This is a genomic window from Francisella hispaniensis FSC454, from assembly GCF_001885235.1.
GTDB lineage: Bacteria > Pseudomonadota > Gammaproteobacteria > Francisellales > Francisellaceae > Francisella > Francisella hispaniensis.
In genome coordinates, this window is record NZ_CP018093.1 from 892,306 (window position 1) to 914,473 (window position 22,168).

Genomic DNA, 22,168 nt, shown 5'->3' on the forward strand with positions numbered 1-22,168 from the left:
GAAAAACTTTGGAAATAAAAACGATGAAAAAAATAACATTACTTACTCTTCTGTTACCATGTTTATTCCTAAACGGATACTCTGTAAGCTTAGACAGCTATTTAAGTTATGTCGAACAAAAATTTGATAAATCAACTTCTACTGAAGCTAAAAGATATGAAGTGATTAAGCCTCTTAATATTAAATATTTATCTGAGGTTAGTTCTATTGAGGATATAGATGAATCACAGTTGGTCGTAGAAGATTTCAAGACTATTTCTTTTTCTAATGCTTTGGCATTAGCTATTGCTTCAACTGATATGGAAAAAAGTCAAAAATTTTTACAAGTAATTGATGATGTTAATGACGATAAATTAGCTTCATCAGCAGGATATAAAAAATTAGCAGGATTACCTCATGTTGCTGTAAATCCAATTGAACAACTGAAAATATTTGATAAACAAGCTAAATTAGATTCTGCTTATGCAAAAAGGATGCTTGAAATAATTGATTTATTAGCCCAACGTGAAGCCAATTTTAATATGTCTGGCAAGGTGAACTATAACGGACATTCATATATTTACAACAATACTCCCCTTGTTTATGCTGAATCAGTTAGTTCTTATTATTCATCTGACTTAAAGCCACAGTATGAGCTTATGACTAGAGCTATATTATATGGTGCTGATCCTAAACTTTATGATAAAGTTTATAAATCATCTCGTTGTTTGACTGAGTATTATAAAGGCGGTCTTAAGAATCTGAAGCCTCTAATATTAGAATATTATGCACAATTGTCTATTAATCCAATAAAGTCTAAAAAAGTTAAGTTAGCAGAATCTGTATTGGTTTATCAAGACATTTCAAAGATAATTGAAGCTATTGATAAAAAACAATCTAATAGTTCAGTTCATAAAACTGCACCAAAAGCTGTCAATAAAGTTAGTAGTCAGTCGGATAATGAAAGTACACCAAAAGCTGTTACTGAAGTTAGCAGTTCATTGTGTTGTTCAATATTGTAGAAAATTTTACCAATTTGTTAATTTTTGAGTCTGCTGCTGTTGATTTAATAATATCTTGATTATGACTAAATTCTATAAAACATAGATATCAAGGATATTTGTGTTTTAGTGATCATGGATTTTTTATTTTTGTTTATATAAGAATAGTTTTAGAATGCTCTAATTCTAAAATAACAGAAATTACTTTTTCTACTTTAGTATTTGTTTGTAGCTTAGCCACTTTAGTAAACTTTTGATTAATCCTGCAGTGATTAAGCTTTTATAAGTTGATGATCAGCCGTTCCTTTATATTTAATAGAGCCCTTGCGAAATAGAACTCTACTACTTTTAGCTTTTAATCTAGAAACTTAATATACACTAGCTTATTTTAAAACTGTAATATTATTCTTACAATTATTTACAATACTTTACGAGGCTTTACAACGATTTACTTTTTTTATTATAGTATGTTTATTCATAATGAAAAACTTTGGAAATAAAAACGATGAAAAAAATAACATTACTTACTCTTCTGTTACCATGTTTATTCCTAAACGGATACTCTGTAAGCTTAGACAGCTATTTAAGTTATGTCGAACAAAAATTTGATAAATCAACTTCTACTGAAGCTAAAAGATATGAAGTGATTAAGCCTCTTAATATTAAATATTTATCTAAGGTTAGTTCTATTGAAGATATAGATGAATCACAGTTGGTCGTAGAAGATCTAGGTAAGATTAGTCTTATTTCTAATGCTTTGGCATTAGCTATTGCTTCAGCTGATATACAAAAAACGCAAAAATTTTTACAAGTAATTGATGATGTTAATGACAATAAATTAGTTTCATCAGGATATAGACAATTAGTAGGATTACCTCATATTGCTGTAAATCCACTTAGACAACTGAAAATATTTGATAAGCAAGCTAAATTAGATTCTGATTATGTAAAAAGGATGCTTAAAATAATTGATGTATTAGCACAATATGATGCCAATTTTAACATGTTGAACTGTGAGAATTATTATGGATATGTTTACAACAATACTCCCCTTGTTCATGCTGAGTTGGTTAGTTCTATATATTCATTTAACTCAAATCTACAGTATCAGCTTATGACGAGAGCTATATTATATGGTGCCGATCCTGAACTTCCTGGAACAACAGGTCGTTTGACTAATTATTACAAGTATAACAGAGACCTTAAGAATCTGAAGCCTTTAATATTAGAATATTATGCAGAATTGTCTACTGACCCAATAAAGTTTAAAAAAGTTAAGTTAGCAGAATCTGTAATGGCTAATAAAGAAATTTCAGATATACTTAAAGCTATTGACAAAAAACGATTTAATAGTTCAGATCATGAAAGTACGCCAAAAGCTGTCAATAAAGTTAGTAGTCAGTCGGATAATGAAAGTACACAAAAAGCTGTTACTGAAGTTAGCAGTTCATGGTGTTCAATATTGTAGAAAATTTTACCAATTTGTTAATTTTTAAATCTGCTGCTGTTGATTTAATAATATCTTGATTATGACTAAATTCTATAAAACATAGATATCAAGGATATTTGTGTTTTAGTGATCATGGATTTTTTTCATTTATATAAGAATAGTTAGATAGAGATAGTAATTTTTTTATACTTATCGAATTTTAAAAATTATATTTACAACTAATTGTATCATGTAAGTTGTTAGATTTTGTCGAGTTACTTATAATATATTCTTCTTAAAATACTTCTCTAGTTTCTCATATGGTTTTAAAATTTATCAATTCATTTATGAGATTTTTAGAGATGTATTATAGAAATTTAAAAAAAACTTCTAGATTCTTTTCTTTAGAATCAAGAATAGTTTTAGAATGCTCTAATTCTAAAATAACAGAAATTACTTTTTCTACTTTAGTATTTGTTTGTAGCTTAGCCACTTTAGTAAACTTTTGATTAATCCTACAGTGATTAAGCTCTTATAAATTGATGATCAGCCGTTCCTTTATATTTAATAGAGCCCTTGCGAAATAGAACTCTACTACTTTTAGCTTTTAATCTAGAAACTTAATATACACTAGCTTATTTTAAAACTGTAATATTATTCTTACAATTATTTACAATACTTTACGAGGCTTTACAACGATTTACTTTTTTTATTATAGTATGTTTATTCATAATGAAAAACTTTGGAAATAAAAACGATGAAAAAAATAACATTACTTACTCTTCTGTTACCATGTTTATTCCTAAACGGATACTCTGTAAGCTTAGACAAGTATTTAAGTTATGTCGAACAAAGATTTGATAAATCAATTTCTCCTGAAGCTAAAATATATGAAGTGATTAAGCGTCTTAATATTAAATATTTATCTGAGGTTAGTTCTATTGAGGATATAGATGAATCACAGTTGGTCGTAGAAGATTTCAAGACTATTCCTTTTTCTAATGCTTTGGCATTAGCTATTGCTTCAGGTGATGTAAAAAAAACTAAAAAATTTTCACAAGTAATTGGTCATATTAATGGCGATGTATTAGCTTCATCATTAGGATATAAAAAATTAGTAGGATTACCTCATATTGCTGTAAATCCACTTAGACAATTGAAAATATTTGATAAGCAAGCTAAATTAGATTCTGATCATGCAATAAAGATGCTTAGAATAATTGATTTATTAGCCCAACGTGGTGCCAATTTTAACATGTCGGACTATGTGAGCCATAATAATGGACATTTATATCTTTATAACAACACTCCCCTTGTCCATGCTGAATCAGTTAGTTCTTATTATTCATCTGACTTAAAGCCACAGTATGAGCTTATGGCTAGAGCTATATTATATGGTGCTGATCCTAAACTTTATGGATTAACAGGTCGTCGTTTGAATGAGTATTATAAAGAAGATCTTAAGAATCTGAAGCCTCTAATATTAGAATATTATGCACAATTGTCTACTGACCCAATAAAGTTTAAAAAAGTTAAGTTAGCAGAATCTGTAATGGATCATCAAGACATTTCAAAGATAATTGAAGCTATTGATAAAAAACAATCTAATAGTTCAGTTCATAAAACTGCACCCAAAGCTGTCAATAAAGTTAGTAGTCTGTCGGATAATGAAAGTACACCAAAAGCTGTTACTGAAGTTAGCAGTTCATTATGTTGTTCAATATTGTAGAAAATTTTACCAATTTGTTAATTTTTAAGTCTGCTGCTGTTGATTTAATAATATCTTGATTATGACTAAATTCTATAAAACATAGATATCAAGGATATTTGTGTTTTAGTGATCATGGATTTTTTTCATTTATATAAGAATAGTTAGATAGAGATAGTAATTTTTTTATACTTATCGAATTTTAAAAATTATATTTACAACTAGGTTCTGTGCACAAAAAATCTAAATTAGATTGAAAATAGCTAAACCGTTGTTATTTAAAAGTTGTAAGACAATAAATTCAACGGTTTAGCAAATGAATTATCATATAAAAGAAGTATTTTGGTCAAGTATATTATCATTCTTAAAATCACAAAAAGGTATACATACCAATGATGAAGACAAATTAAGATTGTTTATTGAATCAATCTTTTATGTATTACGTACAGGCTGCCAATGGAGAATGTTACCATTTTATTATGGTAAATATAACCTCAGTTCGATAATTATTTCATGTCTAAATATTTATAATTATTGATTTTAATTGGTTTAATAATAAACTGAGCTAAAGCAGCCATGAGGTGAGTAAAAGCATTATTAATAGATCTATGTCTTGTATGCCATAAGGTTAGATTATTTTTAAGATAATCAAAAATAGTTTCAATGATAGATCTTTTAGCTGACATAGTTTTTTCAAATCTAGATCTAGGAACTTTTTTCATATTCTTTTTTAAAGTGGTTATAATGTAATATTATTCTTACAATTATTTACAATAATTTACGAGGCTTTACAACGATTTACTTTTTTTATTATAGTATGTTTATTCATAATGAAAACTTTGGAAATAAAAACGATGAAAAAAATAACATTACTTACTCTTCTGTTACCATGTTTATTCCTAAACGGATACTCTGTAAGCTTAGACAGCTATTTAAGTTATGTCGAACAAAAATTTGATAAATCAACTTCTACTGAAGCTAAAAGATATGAAGTGATTAAGCCTCTTAATATTAAATATTTATCTGAGGTTAGTTCTATTGAGGATATAGATGAATCACAGTTGGTCGTAGAAGATGTACGTATTGTCAGTCGTACTTCTAATGCATTGGCATTAGCTATTGCTTCAGCTGATATACAAAAAACCCAAAAATTTTTACAAGTAATTGGTTATATTAATAGCGATGTATTAGCTTCATCATTAGGATATAAAAAATTAGTAGGGTTACCTCATGTTGCTGTAAATCCAATTGAACAACTGAAAATATTTGATAAACAAGCTAAATTAGATTCTGCTTATGTAAAAAGGATGCTTGAAATAATTGATTTATTAGCCCAACGTGATGCCAATTTTAACATGTCGGGCTATGTGATCTATTATGGACATTTATATTATTACAACAATACTCCCCTTGTAAAGCCACAGTATGAGCTTATGGCTAGAGCTATATTATATGGTGCTGATCCTAAACTTTATGACTTATCAGGTTGTCGTTTGAATGAGTATTATAAAGAAGATCTTAAGAATCTGAAGCCTCTAATATTAGAATATTATGCACAATTGTCTACTGACCCAATAAAGTTTAAAAAAGTTAAGTTAGCAGAATCTGTAATGGATCATCAAGACATTTCAAAGATAATCGAAGCTATTGATAAAAAACAATCTAATAGTTCAGTTCATAAAACTGCACCCAAAGCTGTCAATAAAGTTAGTAGTCTGTCGGATAATGAAAGTACACCAAAAGCTGTTACTGAAGTTAGCAGTTCATTATGTTGTTCAATATTGTAGAAAATTTTACCAATTTGTTAATTTTTAAGTCTGCTGCTGTTGATTTAATAATATCTTGATTATGACTAAATTCTATAAAACATAGATATCAAGGATATTTGTGTTTTAGTGATCATGGATTTTTTTCATTTGTTAGATAGAGATAGTAATTTTTTATACTTATCGAATTTTAAAAATTATATTTACAACTAATTGTATCATTTAAGTTATTAGTTTTTGTCGAGTTACTTATAATATTCTTCTTAAAATTTTAGCTTTTAATCTAGAAACTTAATACATATTAGCTTATTTTAAAACTGTAATATTATTCTTACAATTATTTACAATACTTTACGAGGCTTTACAACGATTTACTTTTTTTATTATGGTATGTTTATTCATAAAGAAAAACTTTGGAAATAAAAACGATGAAAAAATAACATTACTTACTCTTCTGTTACCATGTTTATTCCTAAACGGATACTCTGTAAGCTTAGACAGCTATTTAAGTTATGTCGAACAAAGATTTGATAAATCAACTTCTACTGAAGCTAAAAGATATGAAGTGATTAAGCCTCTTAATATTAAATATTTATCTGAGGTTAGTTCTATTGAGGATATAGATGAATCACAGTTGGTCGTAGAAGATTTCAAGACTATTTCTTTTTCTAATGCTTTGGCATTAGCTATTGCTTCAACTGATATGGAAAAAAGTCAAAAATTTTTACAAGCAATTGATGATGTTAATGACGATAAATTAGCTTCATCAGCAGGATATAGAAAATTAGTAGGATTACCTCATGTTGCTGTAAATCCAATTGAACAACTGAAAATATTTGATAAACAAGCTAAATTAGATTCTGCTTATGTAAAAAGAATGCTTGAAATAATTGATTTATTAGCCCAACGTGGTGCCAATATTAATGGTTTTATTTGTTGATATAACATTTAAATATAATTGGCCAAACCACATTATATATTTTTTTACTGTCTCCCCATGATTCTCTGAATTTATCATAAAATCCTAGTTCAATTATAGGGCATTTATTGTGATTTTTGAGATATTCGGCATAAGCAGAAAAAGATTTGAGATATTCGATAAAACCATCAAAATTCATTTTTTTAGTTTGTTTAAATTCTGGGGCTTCTAAATTGGGTAAATTAATATTGATATCTTTATAAAAGTTATCAACATGTTCTCTACCTTGTGGGAAGTATGGTCGGATAGTTTTATAAAATTCTTGGTAAATAATTTCAACTTCAGCATTGACAGTAATGTTATGGTGATATGCCCAAATAGCTACAATTCCATTAGGTTTAAGTATGCGTATACACTCTTTTTCAAATTTACTCATATCAAACCAATGAGCAGCTTGTGAAACTGTTATTAGATCAACACATCGGTCAGCAAACATACTATTAGCTTCATCTGCTTCAAAATATTTAATATTATTATGTTTGAAGGCTTTAGCTAGTTGAGCACTACTAATATCAGTAGCATGGATTTCATTGATAAATTCAGCTAATTTGATTGCTGTTTGACCATTACCAGTACCACAATCCCAAGCTTTTTGATTAGAGAGTATTTTTTCTTTTAGAAAGTCTATAATCTCAACAGGAACACTGGGTCTAGCTTTTTGATATAATGTTGCTACTGAACTAAAATCTACGTTTGATTTACTCATTGTCTATAATTTTGGTTATAAATATCATGATTTTAATAATACATTATTAGATTAATTAAAACTAAGGGGGTTACAGCTCATAAATATTTTAATTAATGGTAAATTCAAAAAAAATTATAGGCTATTATGTTTTTTTATGAAAAGCTTAGTAATTTGAGTAATTAATCTAAGCTATTAAAGTGTACCACGAGATGCTTTTTTACGATCAGATTCTGTTAGGTGTTTTTTTCTTAATCTAATAGATTTTGGTGTAATTTCAACAAGTTCATCATCTTCGATAAATTCTAAAGCGTACTCAAGAGTAAGCTTAATTGGTGGGACTAAAACTACAGCTTCATCTTTACCAGAGGCACGAATATTAGTAAGTTGTTTACCTTTACAAGGGTTTACGACAAGATCATTATCTCTATTATGAATCCCGATAATCATCCCCTCATATACATCTGTACCATGACCAATAAACATTCTACCACGCTCTTGTAGATTAAACAGAGCAAATGCCAAAGCCTTACCCGATACCATCGAAACTAATGTACCATTTTGGCGAGTTTCAAGAGTTTGTTTTTTCATCGGTCCATAGTGGTCAAATACTTTATTTAAAATACCTGAACCTGATGTAATAGTTAGGAATTCTGTATAGAAACCTATCAAACCACGCGAAGGTATTATAAATTCAAGCTTGACACGTCCTTTACCATCTGGCTCCATATTTTTAAGCTCACCTTGACGTAAGCCCATTTTCTCCATTACTGTCCCTTGATGCTCTTCATCAATATCGATTATAGCTTGTTCATATGGCTCATGTCTTTCACCATCAATATCTTTGAAGATTACTTGTGGGCGCGATACTGCGATTTCAAAGCCTTCGCGACGCATATTCTCAAGTAAGATTGATAAATGTAATTCACCACGACCAGAAACTTTGAATTTATCAGGATCATCTAGTTGCTCAACTCTTAGAGCAACATTATGGATTAGTTCTTTCTCGAGTCTTTCTTTGATCTGACGCGATGTTACAAACTTACCTTCTTTACCAGCAAAAGGTGAGTTATTAACTTGGAATGTCATACTGATAGTTGGCTCATCTACAGAAAGGGCAGGCAGGGCTTCGACATATTCTGGATTACATAATGTATCAGAAATTTTTAGACCCTCCATACCTGTTACACAAACTATGTCACCAGCGCTAGCTTCTGGTACTTCGTTTCTCTCTAAACCAAGATAACCTAATATTTGTAGCACACGTCCACTTCTTTTTTCACCTGCTGCATTTACGATTGTTACAGGAGTATTTGTTTTGATTTTACCTCTTTGAATACGACCAATACCAATAGTACCAGTGAAGTTTGAATAATCTAGTGAAGATATTTGCATTTGGAATGGACCATTTTCATCTACAGCAGGATGCTCAACATTTTCTATGATAGCTTTGAAAAGATCTGTCATATCTTCTTTTTTCTCATTGATATCATTAGTTGCCCAGCCATTGATAGCAGAAGCATAGATAACAGGGAAATCTAATTGTTCATCAGTTGCACCTAGCCTATCAAATAAATCAAAAACTTGATCAACAACCCAGTCAGGACGTGCACCATCTCTATCAATCTTATTGATTACGACTATAGGTTTTAGACCTTTTGCAAATGCCTTTTCTGTTACGAATCTAGTTTGAGGCATTGGTCCATCAACAGCATCAACTAGTAGCAATACCGAGTCAACCATTGAAAGTACACGCTCAACTTCACCACCGAAGTCAGCATGCCCCGGAGTATCTACGATATTGATTCTATAGTCATTCCACTTAAGCGCAGTATTTTTAGCTAAAATTGTGATACCTCTTTCTTTTTCGATATCATTAGAGTCCATGACTCTTTCAACTTCAGGGCCACGACTTTTGAGTGTTCCAGATTGTTGTAATAATTTGTCAACCAAAGTAGTTTTACCATGGTCAACGTGTGCAATAATTGCGATATTTCTTAAATTTTCAATCATTCAGTATTACCTATTTTTATAAAATCACAGATTATTATAGACTAATAGGCTGCAAAAGTACCTAAAAAGTTAAGAACTTTAATTTGAAATTAGTTTTCTATTCTTAGTATAACCAACTAGGAAAATTATAAATGATAAAAAGCTAAATAAGATACTTGTAAGCCTATATAATGAGCATGTGTCATATTGAAATATTACAATTATACTCATTACTATGTATTGGAGTGAATATAGCGAATTAATTAATAATCCAAAAATATAACCAAAAATTAATAAGCTACTACCTAAATATACAACTATTCCAAAGATTACGGATATGAGCAATCTAACATCTACAAAAGGAGATATAGGTAGAGTTAGATAATTAAATAGTATTATTAGTATAGTTACTACTAAAGTGAAAATACTTACAGTTAATAAATTATCCTTAGTTATTTTCTTTGGTTGGATACCAAATCTGTTATAAACAAGTATTGCAACTAAAGGGAGAATTAGATCATGGCTATACATTGCTAAGTTATCAAAATACTTACTAAGACTAAACTGTGAAAAATCAATAAATTGAAAAGAGCCTATGATAGTTGCCAACAGGTAAAAATACCAAGCATCTTTTTTAAAAGAGCAAATCCTAATGGCAAAGATTAAGCCAAAGATTAATATAAAAGCTTGGCATAAATAAAAACTAGTGCTCATGTAAAATTATTTATTGTTTAATTTTAAATTATAATAATATACATATAAGTTATAGATATCAAATAAATACTTATCTAAGGTTGGGCTTGTAGCAGCTCTTTGTTAAAATTAAACTGAAAGTATCAAAAAAAATGGTTGGATGTTAGCAAAACTTAATAAATTTAAAAACCTATTTACAAGAAGGAATTCGTATAATAATTCATATATAAGTGAGCTTATATCATCTATTCATCGTACAGATATCAAAGCAACTATACTTTCGATAATATGGGCAGCAGGTCCAGTTACAGTAATTGCAATTACATTAGGATATTATCTAAGTCATGGTTCTGTAGTCCCTAGCGTCACGGTGATATATTTTTCTTTATATGTACTTTTTGTTGGTTTAGTTGGTTTTGCTAGTAAAATTATTTTTGACTCAATTAGACATCGCAAACAAGAAGAAATGCAAGAACGGTTTTTGTCAGTAATTGAAGATTCTTATCAAAATTTATATTTGGCAAAAAAACTCAATATCACAAATCTTAGTGATCAAGCACGAAATGATAAAATAGCTTATGAAATTTTATCTAAATCACACCCAACTAGTAAAGAAATCTTTTATGCTTTTAACTTGCATTTTAGTAAAGAAATAGCTGAATTCGCTGAAATAGTATATTTACATCATGAAAATGGTTTTCCATTAGACACACAGGTTAATAAACGTAAGTTAAGGATGTTTTATAAGCAAATAGTTAATCATCAAAATATAACCAAAGAGCTAAAGGATAAGTTTTTAAAAGCATTAGTTGGGCAATATGCTAGTCTAAAGCATGGTACAAATAGAAAGATAGGTTTTTTGACAAAGATTTATAATAGCGGTGGTCAATATAACCTTTTTGACTTAGATGATGCAAATAATGCTATTAGACTTTTTATCGAATTACTCTCTGGGAGAAAAATATATTATTTCAGAACAATATCAAAGTTTACTGATGTAAAAAAAGATTACTTATTTAAGTCTATAGAAACTTTGAGAATCAAAGTAATTGAAAAATATAACCATCTCTTAGGAACTTATAAGCAGTGTTTTCTAACTGTTGCTAGCGTAGCTCCAAATTTGAGTCTAAAAGAAGTGATAAATGTATCTGATGATATTCTAGAAAATGTCAAAAAACTTGAGATGTCTCTTTCGCAACTTCATGCTAGAAAGCTAACTAAAGAACTAAGAAAACAAGTATTACAAACTAAAAATAGATTTAATCAAAATGTATCTATAATAAAAACTCTGCTAAAAAGGCTAAATACCCAACTACAACAATGGCATAGGTTACCTTTTAATAACGATGATAAATTAATCAATAACATCGAGCATGAATTAGTATATGTTTTTCTTGAGGATAAAATGAGAATGACTTTGGCATATCAGATGTATGAGTATATAAATCATGAGCATGATTTTCAGACAAAAGAGCAATATATCAAAGCTTATGCAAGACAGATTGTTAAAATATTAAAAGAACCATTAAACTTAGAAGACTCTTCAGTTTTAACAGCTATAGAGATGTCTCGTGGAGCAAATCTTAGTAGTATTAGACTAAGTAACTCAACTAAACAAAAATTAGATACTACTTATAATTTGCGTAAATCTGTTAAAACAAATATTTTTGAGCTTAGAAGGCGTATACAAAAAATTTTAGTAGCACAATATGTTTAGATTTTAATGTATTTTTTATCTCTAAGATATCCAATACTAAAGTTAATCATTATTATACTATCAAAGCTAGCTGCAAGGATTGTTATCTTACTGCAAAGATAGTAAATCTAAGTATTGCAACTCCCAATCTCGTTCACTCTAACTATTAATTTTCTCTAGAAAAAATTTATCATTAGTCATATTATTAGGATATATGTGATTAAAAATCTCCTAAATGTCATATTCTGAAGCAGATACCAAAGCTAAGCTAATAACCCCAAAACTTAAAGATAGTGGTTGGGATGAACGTAATATTACATGTGAGTATTATTTTACAGATGGTCGTAAACAAGCAGGTGGTGCTAGAGGTGAAAAAAAGTTTGTTGACTATCTATTACATTATCAAGGTATAAATCTTGCGATAGTTGAGGCAAAGAAAGGGTGTCAATTATAAACAGGGTCTACAACAAGCTATAGACTATGCTAAGACACTAAATGTTGACTATGTCTACTCTACAAATGGGCATAATATCCTTGAATATCATATCCCAACAGGACAAAGCCAAGATATAGATAAATTTCCAACCCCTAGAGAGCTTTTTGAGCGTAAATATCCAAATATTAATAAAGTTAGACAGAATGTAGTTACGCAAGAGTTTTTCTCTGATGGTACAAAGACTCCGCGATATTATCAAAAGATAGCAGTACAAAAAACTATAGATGCTATTAGTAGTGGTCAAGATAGAATCTTACTAACATTAGCAACTGGTACTGGTAAGACATATATAGCGTTTCAGATAGCCTATAGGTTGTTAGAAGCCAGATGGAGAAAAAATGATATAGGTAATAAAAAGCCACGAATACTATATCTAGCTGATAGAAATATTCTTATCGATCAGGCGATAAATGAGTTTAATCCTATAGAGAATGATTGCAAAAGAATCCAAGGTAAACTAATCAAGAAAAATGGTGGTAAAGTGCCATTAAGTGGCAATGTCTTTTTTGCGATATATCAAGCAGTAGCTGAGAATAAAAATCGTCAGTATTTATCTACAGATAGCGATGATGATAGCCTAACAGCTTACTATAAGCAGTATCCCACAGATTTCTTTGATTTGATAATTATTGATGAGTGTCATCGTGGTAGTGCCAATGATGATAGCTCTTGGCGTGAGATTATTGAGTATTTCTCAAGTGCAGTACATCTAGGGCTGACAGCTACACCTAAGCGTGATGTTAATGGTGATACTTATGATTACTTTGGTGAGCCAATTTATGAGTACTCGCTCAAAGATGGTATTAATGATGGTTTCTTGACTCCGTATAAGGTCAAACGCATTACAACAAATATTGATGAATATCGACCAAACACTCATGATAGTGTAGATGGAGATTTGCCAAATAAGGTCTATGGTATCAGCGATTGGGAGAAGACTATCACCAGCCAACAACGCCATGAGCTAATTGCAAATACAATACTAGATAATATCAACAAGATGGATAAGACTATCGTCTTTTGTAAAAATCAGCCGCATGCTTTAGAGCTAAAGCTAGCCATAGATAGATTTAAAAAAGTCAAAAACCCAGACTACTGTGTGCGTGTGACTTCTGATGAGGGGCAAATTGGTCGTGATTATCTCGAGCAGTTTCAAGATAATGACAAAGATATACCTGTGATTTTAACATCATCAAAAATGCTAACTACTGGTGTCGATGCTAAAAATGTCCGCAATATCGTCCTAACAGCTCCGATAGAATCAATGATTGAGTTTAAGCAGATAATCGGTAGAGGTACACGAACTTTTGAGGGTAAAGATTTCTTTACAATCCTAGATTTTGTCAAAGCTAGTGATAAATTCTATGATAAAGAATGGGATGGTGTCGCTGATGTGGTTACAGATGTCAAAGCTGATGGCAAGCCAAAAGATGATGTCAAAGAAATCAAAGAAAAAGACCCTATAGAGAATCTCAAAGAAAAAGATGATGAGCCTAAAAAGTACGAGCCAATCAATATCACTATAAAAGGGCGTAAGCTTAAAGTACTAGATATAGAAACTAGTTATGTCGGAGTCGATGGGCGACCGATTGCAACACAAGAATATCTTGAGCAATTAATCGGTGTATTAGGTAAATATTGTCAAAATGATGAACAAGCTCTCAAAGATGCTTGGGCAAATCCACAATATCGACAAACACTACTAGACAAGCTCGAGGAGATGCTAAGCTTTGGGCAAAATATCGACAACATCAAAGCAATCTTTAAAGCTAAAGATAGTGATATCTATGATGTGCTAAATCATCTAGTCTTTAGTAAAGATATCTTAACACGCGAGCAAAGGGCAGTTGCTGCAGAGTCATCAGAGTTTATACAGAGGTTACAAAATGCCAAGGCGAGGGAGTTTCTACTCTTTGTCTTAGATAAGTATAAAAAAGATGGAGTAGTTGAGCTGGAGCAAAAAAGACTACCATCATTAGCTGAGTTAAGTGGTCTTGGGACAGTTTCGGAGCTTGCCAATGATTTTGGTGGTATGGCACAGTTAAAAGAAAGCTATTTGCAGTTGCAAAGGGAGATTTATAGGTAGTGTTTGAAATTAAATCTATTCCAAAATATATAACTAAATTACTTAACAAGTGGTATATATTAGTTTCATTATTTTTATTCTTCTTATCATTACTAACTTTATTTTTTCCCACTAATAATAAGGTTAGTGACTTTATACAGTATATAAATAATTTTAGTTTCCTAATCTTTATAATGTGTTTTTTTATAGCATCATATCAAGTATGGTTAGAGGTACAGCAAGAGCTAGATAAAATAAAAAAGAATCCTGTTGATTATAAGGTTACTGCTAAAATACAAAAAATTTTTATAAAAAAGCGATATTTGACAGAAGAAGATGGAAATAAATTAGATCAGCAAATAAATAAATGTGAAGATGAAATTAAGTGTTATGAAAATAAGAATTTAGAAATAACTTCAGATGAGCATAATGTTGCTAACACTGTGCCAATTGGTAAAATAATTAATAATCCTAAATTTTTAAAAAGTTATACAGAAAAAAAGAGTAAAGAATTAGATATAGCTTATTTGCAGAAACTTTATCAGTATAAAGAAGAGTTATTCTATTATAAACATAACATAATAGGTAACATTGAAGAATGGAATAGGACTGTAGATAAAAATTTTTCTAATTTATATACCGTTGATTTTTATATAGAGAGCATAGGTAATAAATCAGATAAAAATATAGATGTTAAAATACAGTTAGGAAGTAATACTTATATAAAAAATGAATCTTTAGAAAACTTATATTGTCATCCTAGATTTATAGAAAAACCAAAAAAACCAGATAAACCTAGTATAAGTAACTTATCAAATTTGACTGGTCTAAATAATACTTCAGACTTAGATATTTTTAAATCTACGAATCTTAATATAGATAATTATCTCAAATTCAAAGAATTTAAAGAAAAATCTCTATCTGTTAATTTAAGAGATATTAATGTAGGAGATGATATACATATTTTCAGAGAAAAAGTTTTAATTGAGTTACCTAAAAAAGAAGAAATAAAAGTTATTATTAAATCTGAAAATTCAAATGCAAAAATTGAGAAAACCGTTGAGTTTGAAATAGAAGAAAATCCCATAGAATATTTTGATTATTTAGCTAGTGAATTAGAAGAATAAAATATACAAAAAAATGGTTGTAAAAAGGCAGATATGGAATCTGCCCCTACAATAAATAATAAAATTGTGAAAATGTATGGTAGGGGTCGTGCCTTGTGCCGACCCATTTTATGATGGATTTAAAATAATGGGTACAAGGGCAACCACAAGGGATTGCCCCTACAACAAATTATAAATTTGTGAAAAAATATTGTAGGTTGGTTTTATGCCAACCCAATATAAAAATAGACAAAATAGAGAAAAACAAAAAAATGAGCGAATTATATAAACTGCCAGCAGGGTGGGAGTGGAAGAAGTTAGACTCTATTTCATCTATTGTTGGTGGTGGAACACCAAAAAGGAATATACAAGAGTACTGGGAAAATGGAAGTATAGTTTGGCTTTCTCCTACCGATTTAGGAAATATCGGAGAAATAATAAAAGTATCATCATCTAAAGATATGATAACTAAATTAGGGCTAGATAAAAGTTCAGCAAGGCTATTACCAATAGGCACAGTTTTATATAGTAGTAGAGCTACTATAGGAAAAATAGCAATAAATGAAATCAAAGTTTCTACAAATCAAGGGTTTACAAACTTTATTTGTAGTGATGGTTTATATAATTACTATTTGGCATATTGTTTAAGCAATTTCACAAGTGAAATAGTTTCTCTTTCAAACTCAACGACCTTTAAAGAGGTTAGTAAATCTAGTTTTAAGAGTTTTTCAATCCCTCTCCCACCACTAGCAGAGCAAAAGCGAATAGTTGCTAAGTTAGATAGTCTTTTTGAGAAGATTGATAAGGCGATAGAGCTACACCAACAAAATATCACAAATGCAAATACTCTAATGGCTAGCACCCTTGATAAGACTTTTAAAAAGTTGGAGGGGGAGTATGGAAATAAAACTTTATCTGATAGTGTAGGAAATCCTAAAAAAGATATTGTAGATGGACCATTTGGTTCCAATCTTAAGGCACCTGAATATATTCAAAAAGGAGTACCTATTATCAGAATACAAAATATCCAGAGATTAGAGTTCATAAATAAAGATATTAAATTTGTTTCGGAGAAAAAAGCAGAGTTTTTGAAAAGACATTCATTTATAGCTTCTGATATCGTTATAACAAAACTAGGAGAACCTTTAGGTAAAAGTTGTATTGTACCTGATAATTTAGAACGAGGCATAATTGTTGCTGATATTATTAGAGTAAGAGTAGATAGTTCGAAGTCTAAAAATAAATATATTATGTATGCTATAAATTCTGCTATTGCTATAAATCAGTTCTCAGAAAACTCAATGGGATCTACAAGGCAAAGAGTTAAGCTATCTATTGTTAGAGATTTAAAAATTCCTCTCCCACCACTACCAATCCAACAACAAACCGTAGAGTATTTGGATAGTATTGCCACCAAGGTTGATAAGATTAAGCAATTAAATGAGCAGAAATTAGAGAATTTAAAGGCATTAAAAGCCAGTATTTTAGATAAGGCATTTCGTGGCGAGTTGTAATATTTAATTGTAGGGGTTGTGCCTTGTGCCAACCCGTTTTATGATAGATTTAAAATAATATATACAATGGCAACCACAAGGGTTGCCCCTACGACAAATTATGGATTTGTGAAAATGTATGGAATAAAAAATATTCACAAATAAAAGAATGAATTCATAGCCAAAGGCTATATGTCTAGCATATAGACTTATATTGGCATTTCGTATACTATTTTAATCCACATAGTGGTAAAAAGTCAATTAACAAGTGAATCAACAAAATATCCTAAAATTTATAACTAAACCAAGAATATCGAAGTATTCTAGCCTAGATGGTTATAAATTAAATATTTTAGAATCACAAAAATATTACTCATCACTAGCAATATTGGAAGTGGCACTCAGAAATGCTATAAACAGTACTTTTTGCGCCAAGCTTGGAGATAACTGGCTTATAGAAAATAATTTCCTAAAAATTAAACAAATTCAGCAAGTTGAGAATGCTAAGGCATTACTAGAAAGTAGAAAAGAACATGTTACTCAAGATAAATTAGTAGCAGAGCTTAATTTTGGCTTTTGGACATCTTTGTTTTCAAAAGTTTATGATAAACAAATGAGAATATCTATTTTGGTTAAAATTTTTAATAATCTACCTAAAAAAGAAGAAAAATTAGTAAATAGACATATTTTAGGTCAAAAGCTTAACAAAATAAGAATTTTTAGAAATAGGATTTTTCACTATGAGAAAATCACTAATAAGCCAGAGTTTGCAGATGTTGATGATACTATAAGCGAAATGTTAAGTTATTTAGATAAAGAGTTATTAAATTTCTTAGCAGGCGTGAGTATTTAATATTTAGAAGGTATTATAAACATTAAAAATTAGTCATACTACGGCACCGATCGTAGTATCCATAGACAAAATGATAATATGGATATAAAAAATAGATTCTATGGTTATGCTTCGACAAGCTCAGCAACTGAGTCATAGAATGACGATGATGTATTGTAGGGGTTGACCTGTGTGTCAACCCATTATGAAATATAATCCATAGTGTAAAATAGGGCCAACATATAAGTTAGCCCTTACGATAAAAAAATGTAATATATGACAAACCAAAACAACCAAAACAACCAAACACAATATTTTAAAAACCGTAAAAATTTACGTTTGAAATATTATGATTATTCTTCGAATGGTGCATATTTTGTCACAATATGTATCAATAATCGTGAATATTTGTTTGGTGATATTATTGATGGTCAGATACATTTAAGTGATGCAGGATTAATGGTAGAGAAAATCTACTATGATTTAGAAAATAAATTTGCCAATATACAATGTGGTGAATATGTGATTATGCCAAACCATTTTCATTGTGTGATACATATTTGTAATGATGGATATGGGACGAATGAAAGGGATGATATAGAATTATCCCCTACAAAGGTTCCTGTAGAGGGCAACCTATGTGTTGACCCTAAATTAGAAAAGGGCGAACACGCAATTCAAAAAAAGGCAGATATAGAACCTGCCTCTACAAACAATCATGTAGGGGTTGTGCCTTGTGCCAACCCATTATTAGGGCAACCACGAGGGATTGCCCCTACGACATTATCGGATATCATTGGTGCATTTAAATCATTGACAACCAACGCATATATCAACGGTGTAAAAACCAAAAATTGGCAATCATTTAATAAACGCTTGTGGCAACGAAATTATTATGAACATATAATTAGAAATGAAAAATCATATAATGAAATTATAAAATATATCCAACTAAATCCTTTGAAATGGGAATTAGATGAATTAAACCCAAAATTTGAGAACAAAAATGCAATCAAAGATAAATAGAATAACAGATATACTAAGACGAGATGATGGAATCAGTGGAGCGATGCACTATACTGAGCAAGTCAGCTGGATTCTTTTTTTTGAAATTCTTGAATGACTATGAGAATGAAAAATCTCTTGAGGCAGAGCTAACAGGTGAAGATTATATATTTGTCTTAGATGAAAAATATCGTTGGAATACTTGGGCAGCTCCAAAAGGTGCAGATGGTAAGCTTGATGTTATCAATGCTGATAGCGGTGATGATTTACTAGAGTTTGTTAATAAAGAGCTTTTTCCATATCTGAAATCTTTTAAATCTATAGATGAAGATGTCAAAAGCTTAAAGTATAAAATTGGAGCGATTTTTGAATTTCTTGATAACCGTATTGCCAGTGGTCATACTCTACGCGATGTTATCAATGAGATTGATGAGCTAAATTTTAATAAAAAAGAAGATCTATACCAACTATCTCAAGTTTATGAAAATCTGCTTAAAGAGATGGGTTCTGATGGTGGTAATAGTGGTGAGTTCTATACTCCAAGACCGTTAGTTAAGGCTATCGTCGATGTAGTTAATCCTCAAGCTGGGCAAACGGTATATGATCCAGCGGCTGGGACTTGTGGCTTTTTGATAGATGCTTATGAGCATATGTATAGCAAAGAGCTATCAACTACACAGTTGAAATTTCTTAATGAAGAGACTTTTTTTGGCAAAGAAAAAACACCTCTATCATATGTCATGGGTGTGATGAATATGATCCTACATGGTATTACATCGCCAAATATTAACAAGGCTAATACTCTTGTCAAAGATATTCGTAGTCTTGAGGAGAAAGATCGTTATGATATCATCCTTGCTAATCCACCATTTGGCGGTAAAGAAAAAGCAACTATTCAGACTAACTTTCCAATCAAATCAAATGCTACTGAGTTACTATTTTTACAACATATTTACAAAAGTCTCAAGCTAGGTGGTAGATGTGGGGTAGTGGTGCCAGAGGGTGTGCTTTTTCAGACAAATAACGCTTTTAAGAATGTCAAAAAAGAACTATTAGAAAACTATAATGTCCATACTATAGTTTCATTACCTGCTGGGGTATTTTTGCCATATAGTGGCGTTAAGACAAATGTAATTTTCTTTGATAGAGAGGGTAGCACTACAGATATTTTCTATTATGAAGTAAACCCACCGTACAAACTAACCAAAAATAAACCAATTCAGTTTGAGCATTTTGATGAATTTCTTGAAATTTGGCAGTCACGTAAACTTACAGAAAATAGCTGGATAGTTAAGGTAAAGGATATCAAAGACTATGATATATCAGCTAAAAACCCTAACAAAGTTGAAACTATCGAGCATAAATCACCAACACAGCTAGTCAATGAGATTAAGCAAAATACCGCTGAGATAGATAGATTGATAAACGAGATTGAGAGTATTATTCAATAAGCATTAATATATGCTGAGCATTTCTGACACCTAGTTCGGCAGCTTTTTTGTAATAATACATTGCTTTTTCTTTATTGTATGGTACGCCATTTTGCTCTTCATTATAGTATAGTGAAGCTAATTTATAGTATGCTTGTCCATAGCCTTTCTCAGCAGATTCATTGAAATACTTAAGTGCTTCTTTATATTCTTTGTTATTATAGTAGTATTCACCAGTATAGTACATCGCGTAGACATCGCCATCTTTTGCCGCTTGCTCAAGTTTATAGAACTGCCTAAAATCACCTTTTTGGGCAAATACCTGCATTCTATGGATCTTTTCCTCATGGGTTAGTTGAATTTTTTCAGCTTTTGATTGTTTTTGATTTTGTTGTTGTTTTGATGAGTCTGTTTGTTGAGTGACTTCTGGTTGTTTTACTGGAATTTCTAGCTTATCGTAAAGATTAGGTAATAGTGAAGAAGCTTTAGGTTTATTGTTTTTGATTATTGTTGCCAATAAATCTTGGCTAATTTTGTCTTTACTATTGTAATAGTAGTAGATAATGCCTTCGTATTTATTATTGTTAGCGCTATTAGCAAAATCAAATTTTAGTGATGATTGATTATTTTTGAGATTAGCTAATACTAAAAAGTCATCAACATAACTATTATCTAAATTACCCCCTGTTTTTAAGAAGTTTGTATCAACTTCAACGCCGAGAATATCTTTATAGAATTGCTGTAGTTGACCTTTATTGGCTTTAAAAAGGTTTATATATATCAAACCACTTAGATTGTTAATTTTTTGTTTTGGTGTTGATAGTCCAACTTCTTTCTTTTGCTCAATTTGATCAAGTTTTTTAGCTTGTTCGATTAGCTTCTGGCGTTGTTGTATCTGTATTTTTATTTGCTGTTGTCTTTGCTCTTCAAGCTCTTTTAAGCGCTGTTGTTTTACACGTTCTTCGACATCAACAATTTCTTTCTTAGCAAGTTCTGATACCTTAGGGTCGGAGCTATATAATAATGTTTGCCACAGCATTAGTGCTCTATAGTTATCACCAGCTTGGGTAAAATTCCGTGCTTGAACGATTATCGCTGGTTCATAACCTTCAGCTGCGGCAGTTGTAAGATATTTATTTGCCATTACTGGGTCATCAGCAGAGATAATACTACCATTTTTGTAACCTAGATAGATATCATATAAAATTTCCGGTTCAACTACTGAAATTATATGATTATTAGAATTAACAAGATCAGCAAGTGCTGTCACAGAATCTTTGTAACCAAGGTCATATGATTTCTTAAAATATTCTATAGCTTTTTTATTACTTTTATTAACACCTAAACCATCTCTATACAAGATAGCTATTTGATAAAAAGCGCTTGGATAGTCTGCGTTAGCTGCTTTCTTATAGTTTTTGTAGGCATCATAGTAATTTTTTTCTGTACCTAAACCATATTGGTAGATATAGCCAAGATAAAAGTAATCTTTAGCTGTGGCTTGATCATCTTCTACAAGGTCTTTGAGAATTATAAAAGCGTTTTTATAGCCACTCTTATTTTGGTTTTGGATATCAGCAAGAGCTGTGTTATAACTTTCTAAGAAAAGCTGATGCTTATAGCTTAGGTAACTATTGATACCAAAAACACAACTACCAATTACACCAACTGAAACTAAAGCTTTGATGATATTCTTTTTAGTAAGCGCGATAGGACCAATTTTTTTTGGTTGTTTAGGGATATTCTCTTGCTCTGACATCAACTATATTTTTTAATAAGATATTTACTTAGATTATATAATAGTTTTAGTTTA

The 22,168-nt window shown here is 30.4% G+C and carries 15 protein-coding genes and 4 pseudogenes; 13 read left to right on the forward strand and 6 right to left on the reverse strand.

All coding sequences use genetic code 11. The features are described 5' to 3' along the window. Positions 1–23 precede the first annotated feature (23 nt). On the forward strand, positions 24–1,001 hold the full coding sequence (locus tag FSC454_RS04375) for a hypothetical protein (protein WP_071794789.1): 978 nt from the start codon (positions 24–26) through the stop codon (positions 999–1,001). Positions 1,002–1,485: 484 nt separating this feature from the next. Then, complete coding sequence (locus FSC454_RS04380; protein ID WP_071794790.1) at positions 1,486–2,448, forward strand: hypothetical protein; 963 nt, start codon at positions 1,486–1,488, stop codon at positions 2,446–2,448. A 328-nt stretch (positions 2,449–2,776) separates the two neighbouring features. On the opposite strand, the gene FSC454_RS10100 is transcribed toward FSC454_RS04380, so the two are convergent. Next, complete coding sequence (locus tag FSC454_RS10100; RefSeq protein WP_269446667.1) at positions 2,777–2,902, reverse strand: hypothetical protein; 126 nt, start codon at positions 2,900–2,902, stop codon at positions 2,777–2,779. Between the two features lie 264 nt (positions 2,903–3,166). Between FSC454_RS10100 and FSC454_RS04385 the strand changes: the two genes are divergently transcribed. Together FSC454_RS04385 and FSC454_RS04390 are read left to right on the forward strand one after the other, a co-directional pair. After that, positions 3,167–4,138, forward strand: coding sequence for a hypothetical protein (locus FSC454_RS04385; RefSeq protein WP_071794791.1), 972 nt, complete (start codon positions 3,167–3,169; stop codon positions 4,136–4,138). Positions 4,139–4,433: 295 nt separating this feature from the next. Beyond that, positions 4,434–4,607: pseudogene (locus FSC454_RS04390) on the forward strand (transposase); the annotation flags it as partial. A 16-nt stretch (positions 4,608–4,623) separates the two neighbouring features. Here FSC454_RS04390 and FSC454_RS04395 read toward each other — a convergent pair. Beyond that, positions 4,624–4,863, reverse strand: a pseudogene (locus FSC454_RS04395) (transposase); the annotation flags it as partial. 108 nt (positions 4,864–4,971) lie between these two features. Here FSC454_RS04395 and FSC454_RS04400 point away from each other — a divergent pair. Further along, positions 4,972–5,904 (forward strand): hypothetical protein, encoded by a 933-nt coding sequence (locus FSC454_RS04400; RefSeq protein ID WP_071794794.1) that lies wholly within the window; start codon positions 4,972–4,974, stop codon positions 5,902–5,904. Between the two features lie 364 nt (positions 5,905–6,268). Continuing rightward, entirely contained in the window at positions 6,269–6,823 is a 555-nt protein-coding gene (locus FSC454_RS04405; protein ID WP_071794795.1) for a hypothetical protein, read from the forward strand. Here the strand turns inward: FSC454_RS04405 and FSC454_RS04410 are convergent. The 3 genes from FSC454_RS04410 to FSC454_RS04420 all read right to left on the reverse strand — a co-directional run bounded on the left by FSC454_RS04410 (position 6,813) and on the right by FSC454_RS04420 (position 10,253). Beyond that, positions 6,813–7,568 (reverse strand): class I SAM-dependent methyltransferase, encoded by a 756-nt coding sequence (locus tag FSC454_RS04410; RefSeq protein WP_066046232.1) that lies wholly within the window; start codon positions 7,566–7,568, stop codon positions 6,813–6,815. The two genes, FSC454_RS04405 and FSC454_RS04410, sit on opposite strands and share 11 nt — an antisense overlap. A 174-nt stretch (positions 7,569–7,742) precedes the next feature. Continuing rightward, entirely contained in the window at positions 7,743–9,560 is a 1,818-nt protein-coding gene (gene typA, locus FSC454_RS04415) for a translational GTPase TypA (RefSeq protein ID WP_066046230.1), read from the reverse strand. A gap of 78 nt (positions 9,561–9,638) precedes the next feature. Next, the gene (locus FSC454_RS04420; protein WP_066046228.1) at positions 9,639–10,253 is read right to left on the reverse strand and encodes a hypothetical protein; all 615 of its coding nucleotides are present in this window, start codon (positions 10,251–10,253) and stop codon (positions 9,639–9,641) included. Positions 10,254–10,392: 139 nt separating this feature from the next. On the opposite strand from FSC454_RS04420, the gene FSC454_RS04425 reads away from it, so the two are divergent. The 7 genes and pseudogenes from FSC454_RS04425 (at position 10,393) to FSC454_RS04455 (ending at position 20,376) form a co-directional block, all read left to right on the forward strand. Further along, on the forward strand, positions 10,393–11,949 hold the full coding sequence (locus FSC454_RS04425; protein ID WP_066046226.1) for a hypothetical protein: 1,557 nt from the start codon (positions 10,393–10,395) through the stop codon (positions 11,947–11,949). 214 nt (positions 11,950–12,163) lie between these two features. Further along, positions 12,164–14,510 (forward strand): annotated as a pseudogene (gene hsdR / locus FSC454_RS04430) (EcoAI/FtnUII family type I restriction enzme subunit R). Between the two features lie 917 nt (positions 14,511–15,427). Next, a complete protein-coding gene (locus tag FSC454_RS04435; protein WP_066046376.1) occupies positions 15,428–15,616 on the forward strand; it encodes a hypothetical protein in 189 nt (62 codons plus the stop codon). 251 nt (positions 15,617–15,867) lie between these two features. Next, complete coding sequence (locus FSC454_RS04440) at positions 15,868–17,109, forward strand: restriction endonuclease subunit S (RefSeq protein ID WP_066046352.1); 1,242 nt, start codon at positions 15,868–15,870, stop codon at positions 17,107–17,109. 247 nt (positions 17,110–17,356) lie between these two features. Next, positions 17,357–17,941, forward strand: a complete 585-nt coding sequence (locus FSC454_RS04445; protein WP_066046353.1) for an Abi family protein — start codon at positions 17,357–17,359, stop codon at positions 17,939–17,941. A 255-nt stretch (positions 17,942–18,196) separates the two neighbouring features. Continuing rightward, positions 18,197–18,946, forward strand: coding sequence for a transposase (locus tag FSC454_RS04450; RefSeq protein ID WP_066046354.1), 750 nt, complete (start codon positions 18,197–18,199; stop codon positions 18,944–18,946). Further along, positions 18,927–20,376, forward strand: a pseudogene (locus FSC454_RS04455) (type I restriction-modification system subunit M). The gene FSC454_RS04450 and the pseudogene FSC454_RS04455 overlap by 20 nt, the downstream one beginning before the upstream one ends. Here the strand turns inward: FSC454_RS04455 and FSC454_RS04460 are convergent. After that, entirely contained in the window at positions 20,366–22,114 is a 1,749-nt protein-coding gene (locus FSC454_RS04460) for a tetratricopeptide repeat protein (RefSeq protein WP_066046356.1), read from the reverse strand. The pseudogene FSC454_RS04455 and the gene FSC454_RS04460 sit on opposite strands and share 11 nt — an antisense overlap. Positions 22,115–22,168: the final 54 nt, after the last annotated feature.

Bases quoted from the DNA above. Each gene is read 5' to 3' on its own strand.
- FSC454_RS04410 (WP_066046232.1), bottom strand. From the start codon at position 7,568: ATGAGTAAATCAAACGTAGATTTTAGTTCAGTAGCAACATTATATCAA.
- FSC454_RS04420 (WP_066046228.1), bottom strand. From the start codon at position 10,253: ATGAGCACTAGTTTTTATTTATGCCAAGCTTTTATATTAATCTTTGGC.
- FSC454_RS04440 (WP_066046352.1), top strand. From the start codon at position 15,868: ATGAGCGAATTATATAAACTGCCAGCAGGGTGGGAGTGGAAGAAGTTA.
- FSC454_RS04460 (WP_066046356.1), bottom strand. From the start codon at position 22,114: ATGTCAGAGCAAGAGAATATCCCTAAACAACCAAAAAAAATTGGTCCT.
- FSC454_RS04375 (WP_071794789.1), top strand. From the start codon at position 24: ATGAAAAAAATAACATTACTTACTCTTCTGTTACCATGTTTATTCCTA.
- FSC454_RS04380 (WP_071794790.1), top strand. From the start codon at position 1,486: ATGAAAAAAATAACATTACTTACTCTTCTGTTACCATGTTTATTCCTA.
- FSC454_RS04385 (WP_071794791.1), top strand. From the start codon at position 3,167: ATGAAAAAAATAACATTACTTACTCTTCTGTTACCATGTTTATTCCTA.
- typA (WP_066046230.1), bottom strand. From the start codon at position 9,560: ATGATTGAAAATTTAAGAAATATCGCAATTATTGCACACGTTGACCAT.
- FSC454_RS04400 (WP_071794794.1), top strand. From the start codon at position 4,972: ATGAAAAAAATAACATTACTTACTCTTCTGTTACCATGTTTATTCCTA.
- FSC454_RS04450 (WP_066046354.1), top strand. From the start codon at position 18,197: ATGACAAACCAAAACAACCAAAACAACCAAACACAATATTTTAAAAAC.
- FSC454_RS04405 (WP_071794795.1), top strand. From the start codon at position 6,269: ATGGTATGTTTATTCATAAAGAAAAACTTTGGAAATAAAAACGATGAA.
- FSC454_RS04425 (WP_066046226.1), top strand. From the start codon at position 10,393: ATGTTAGCAAAACTTAATAAATTTAAAAACCTATTTACAAGAAGGAAT.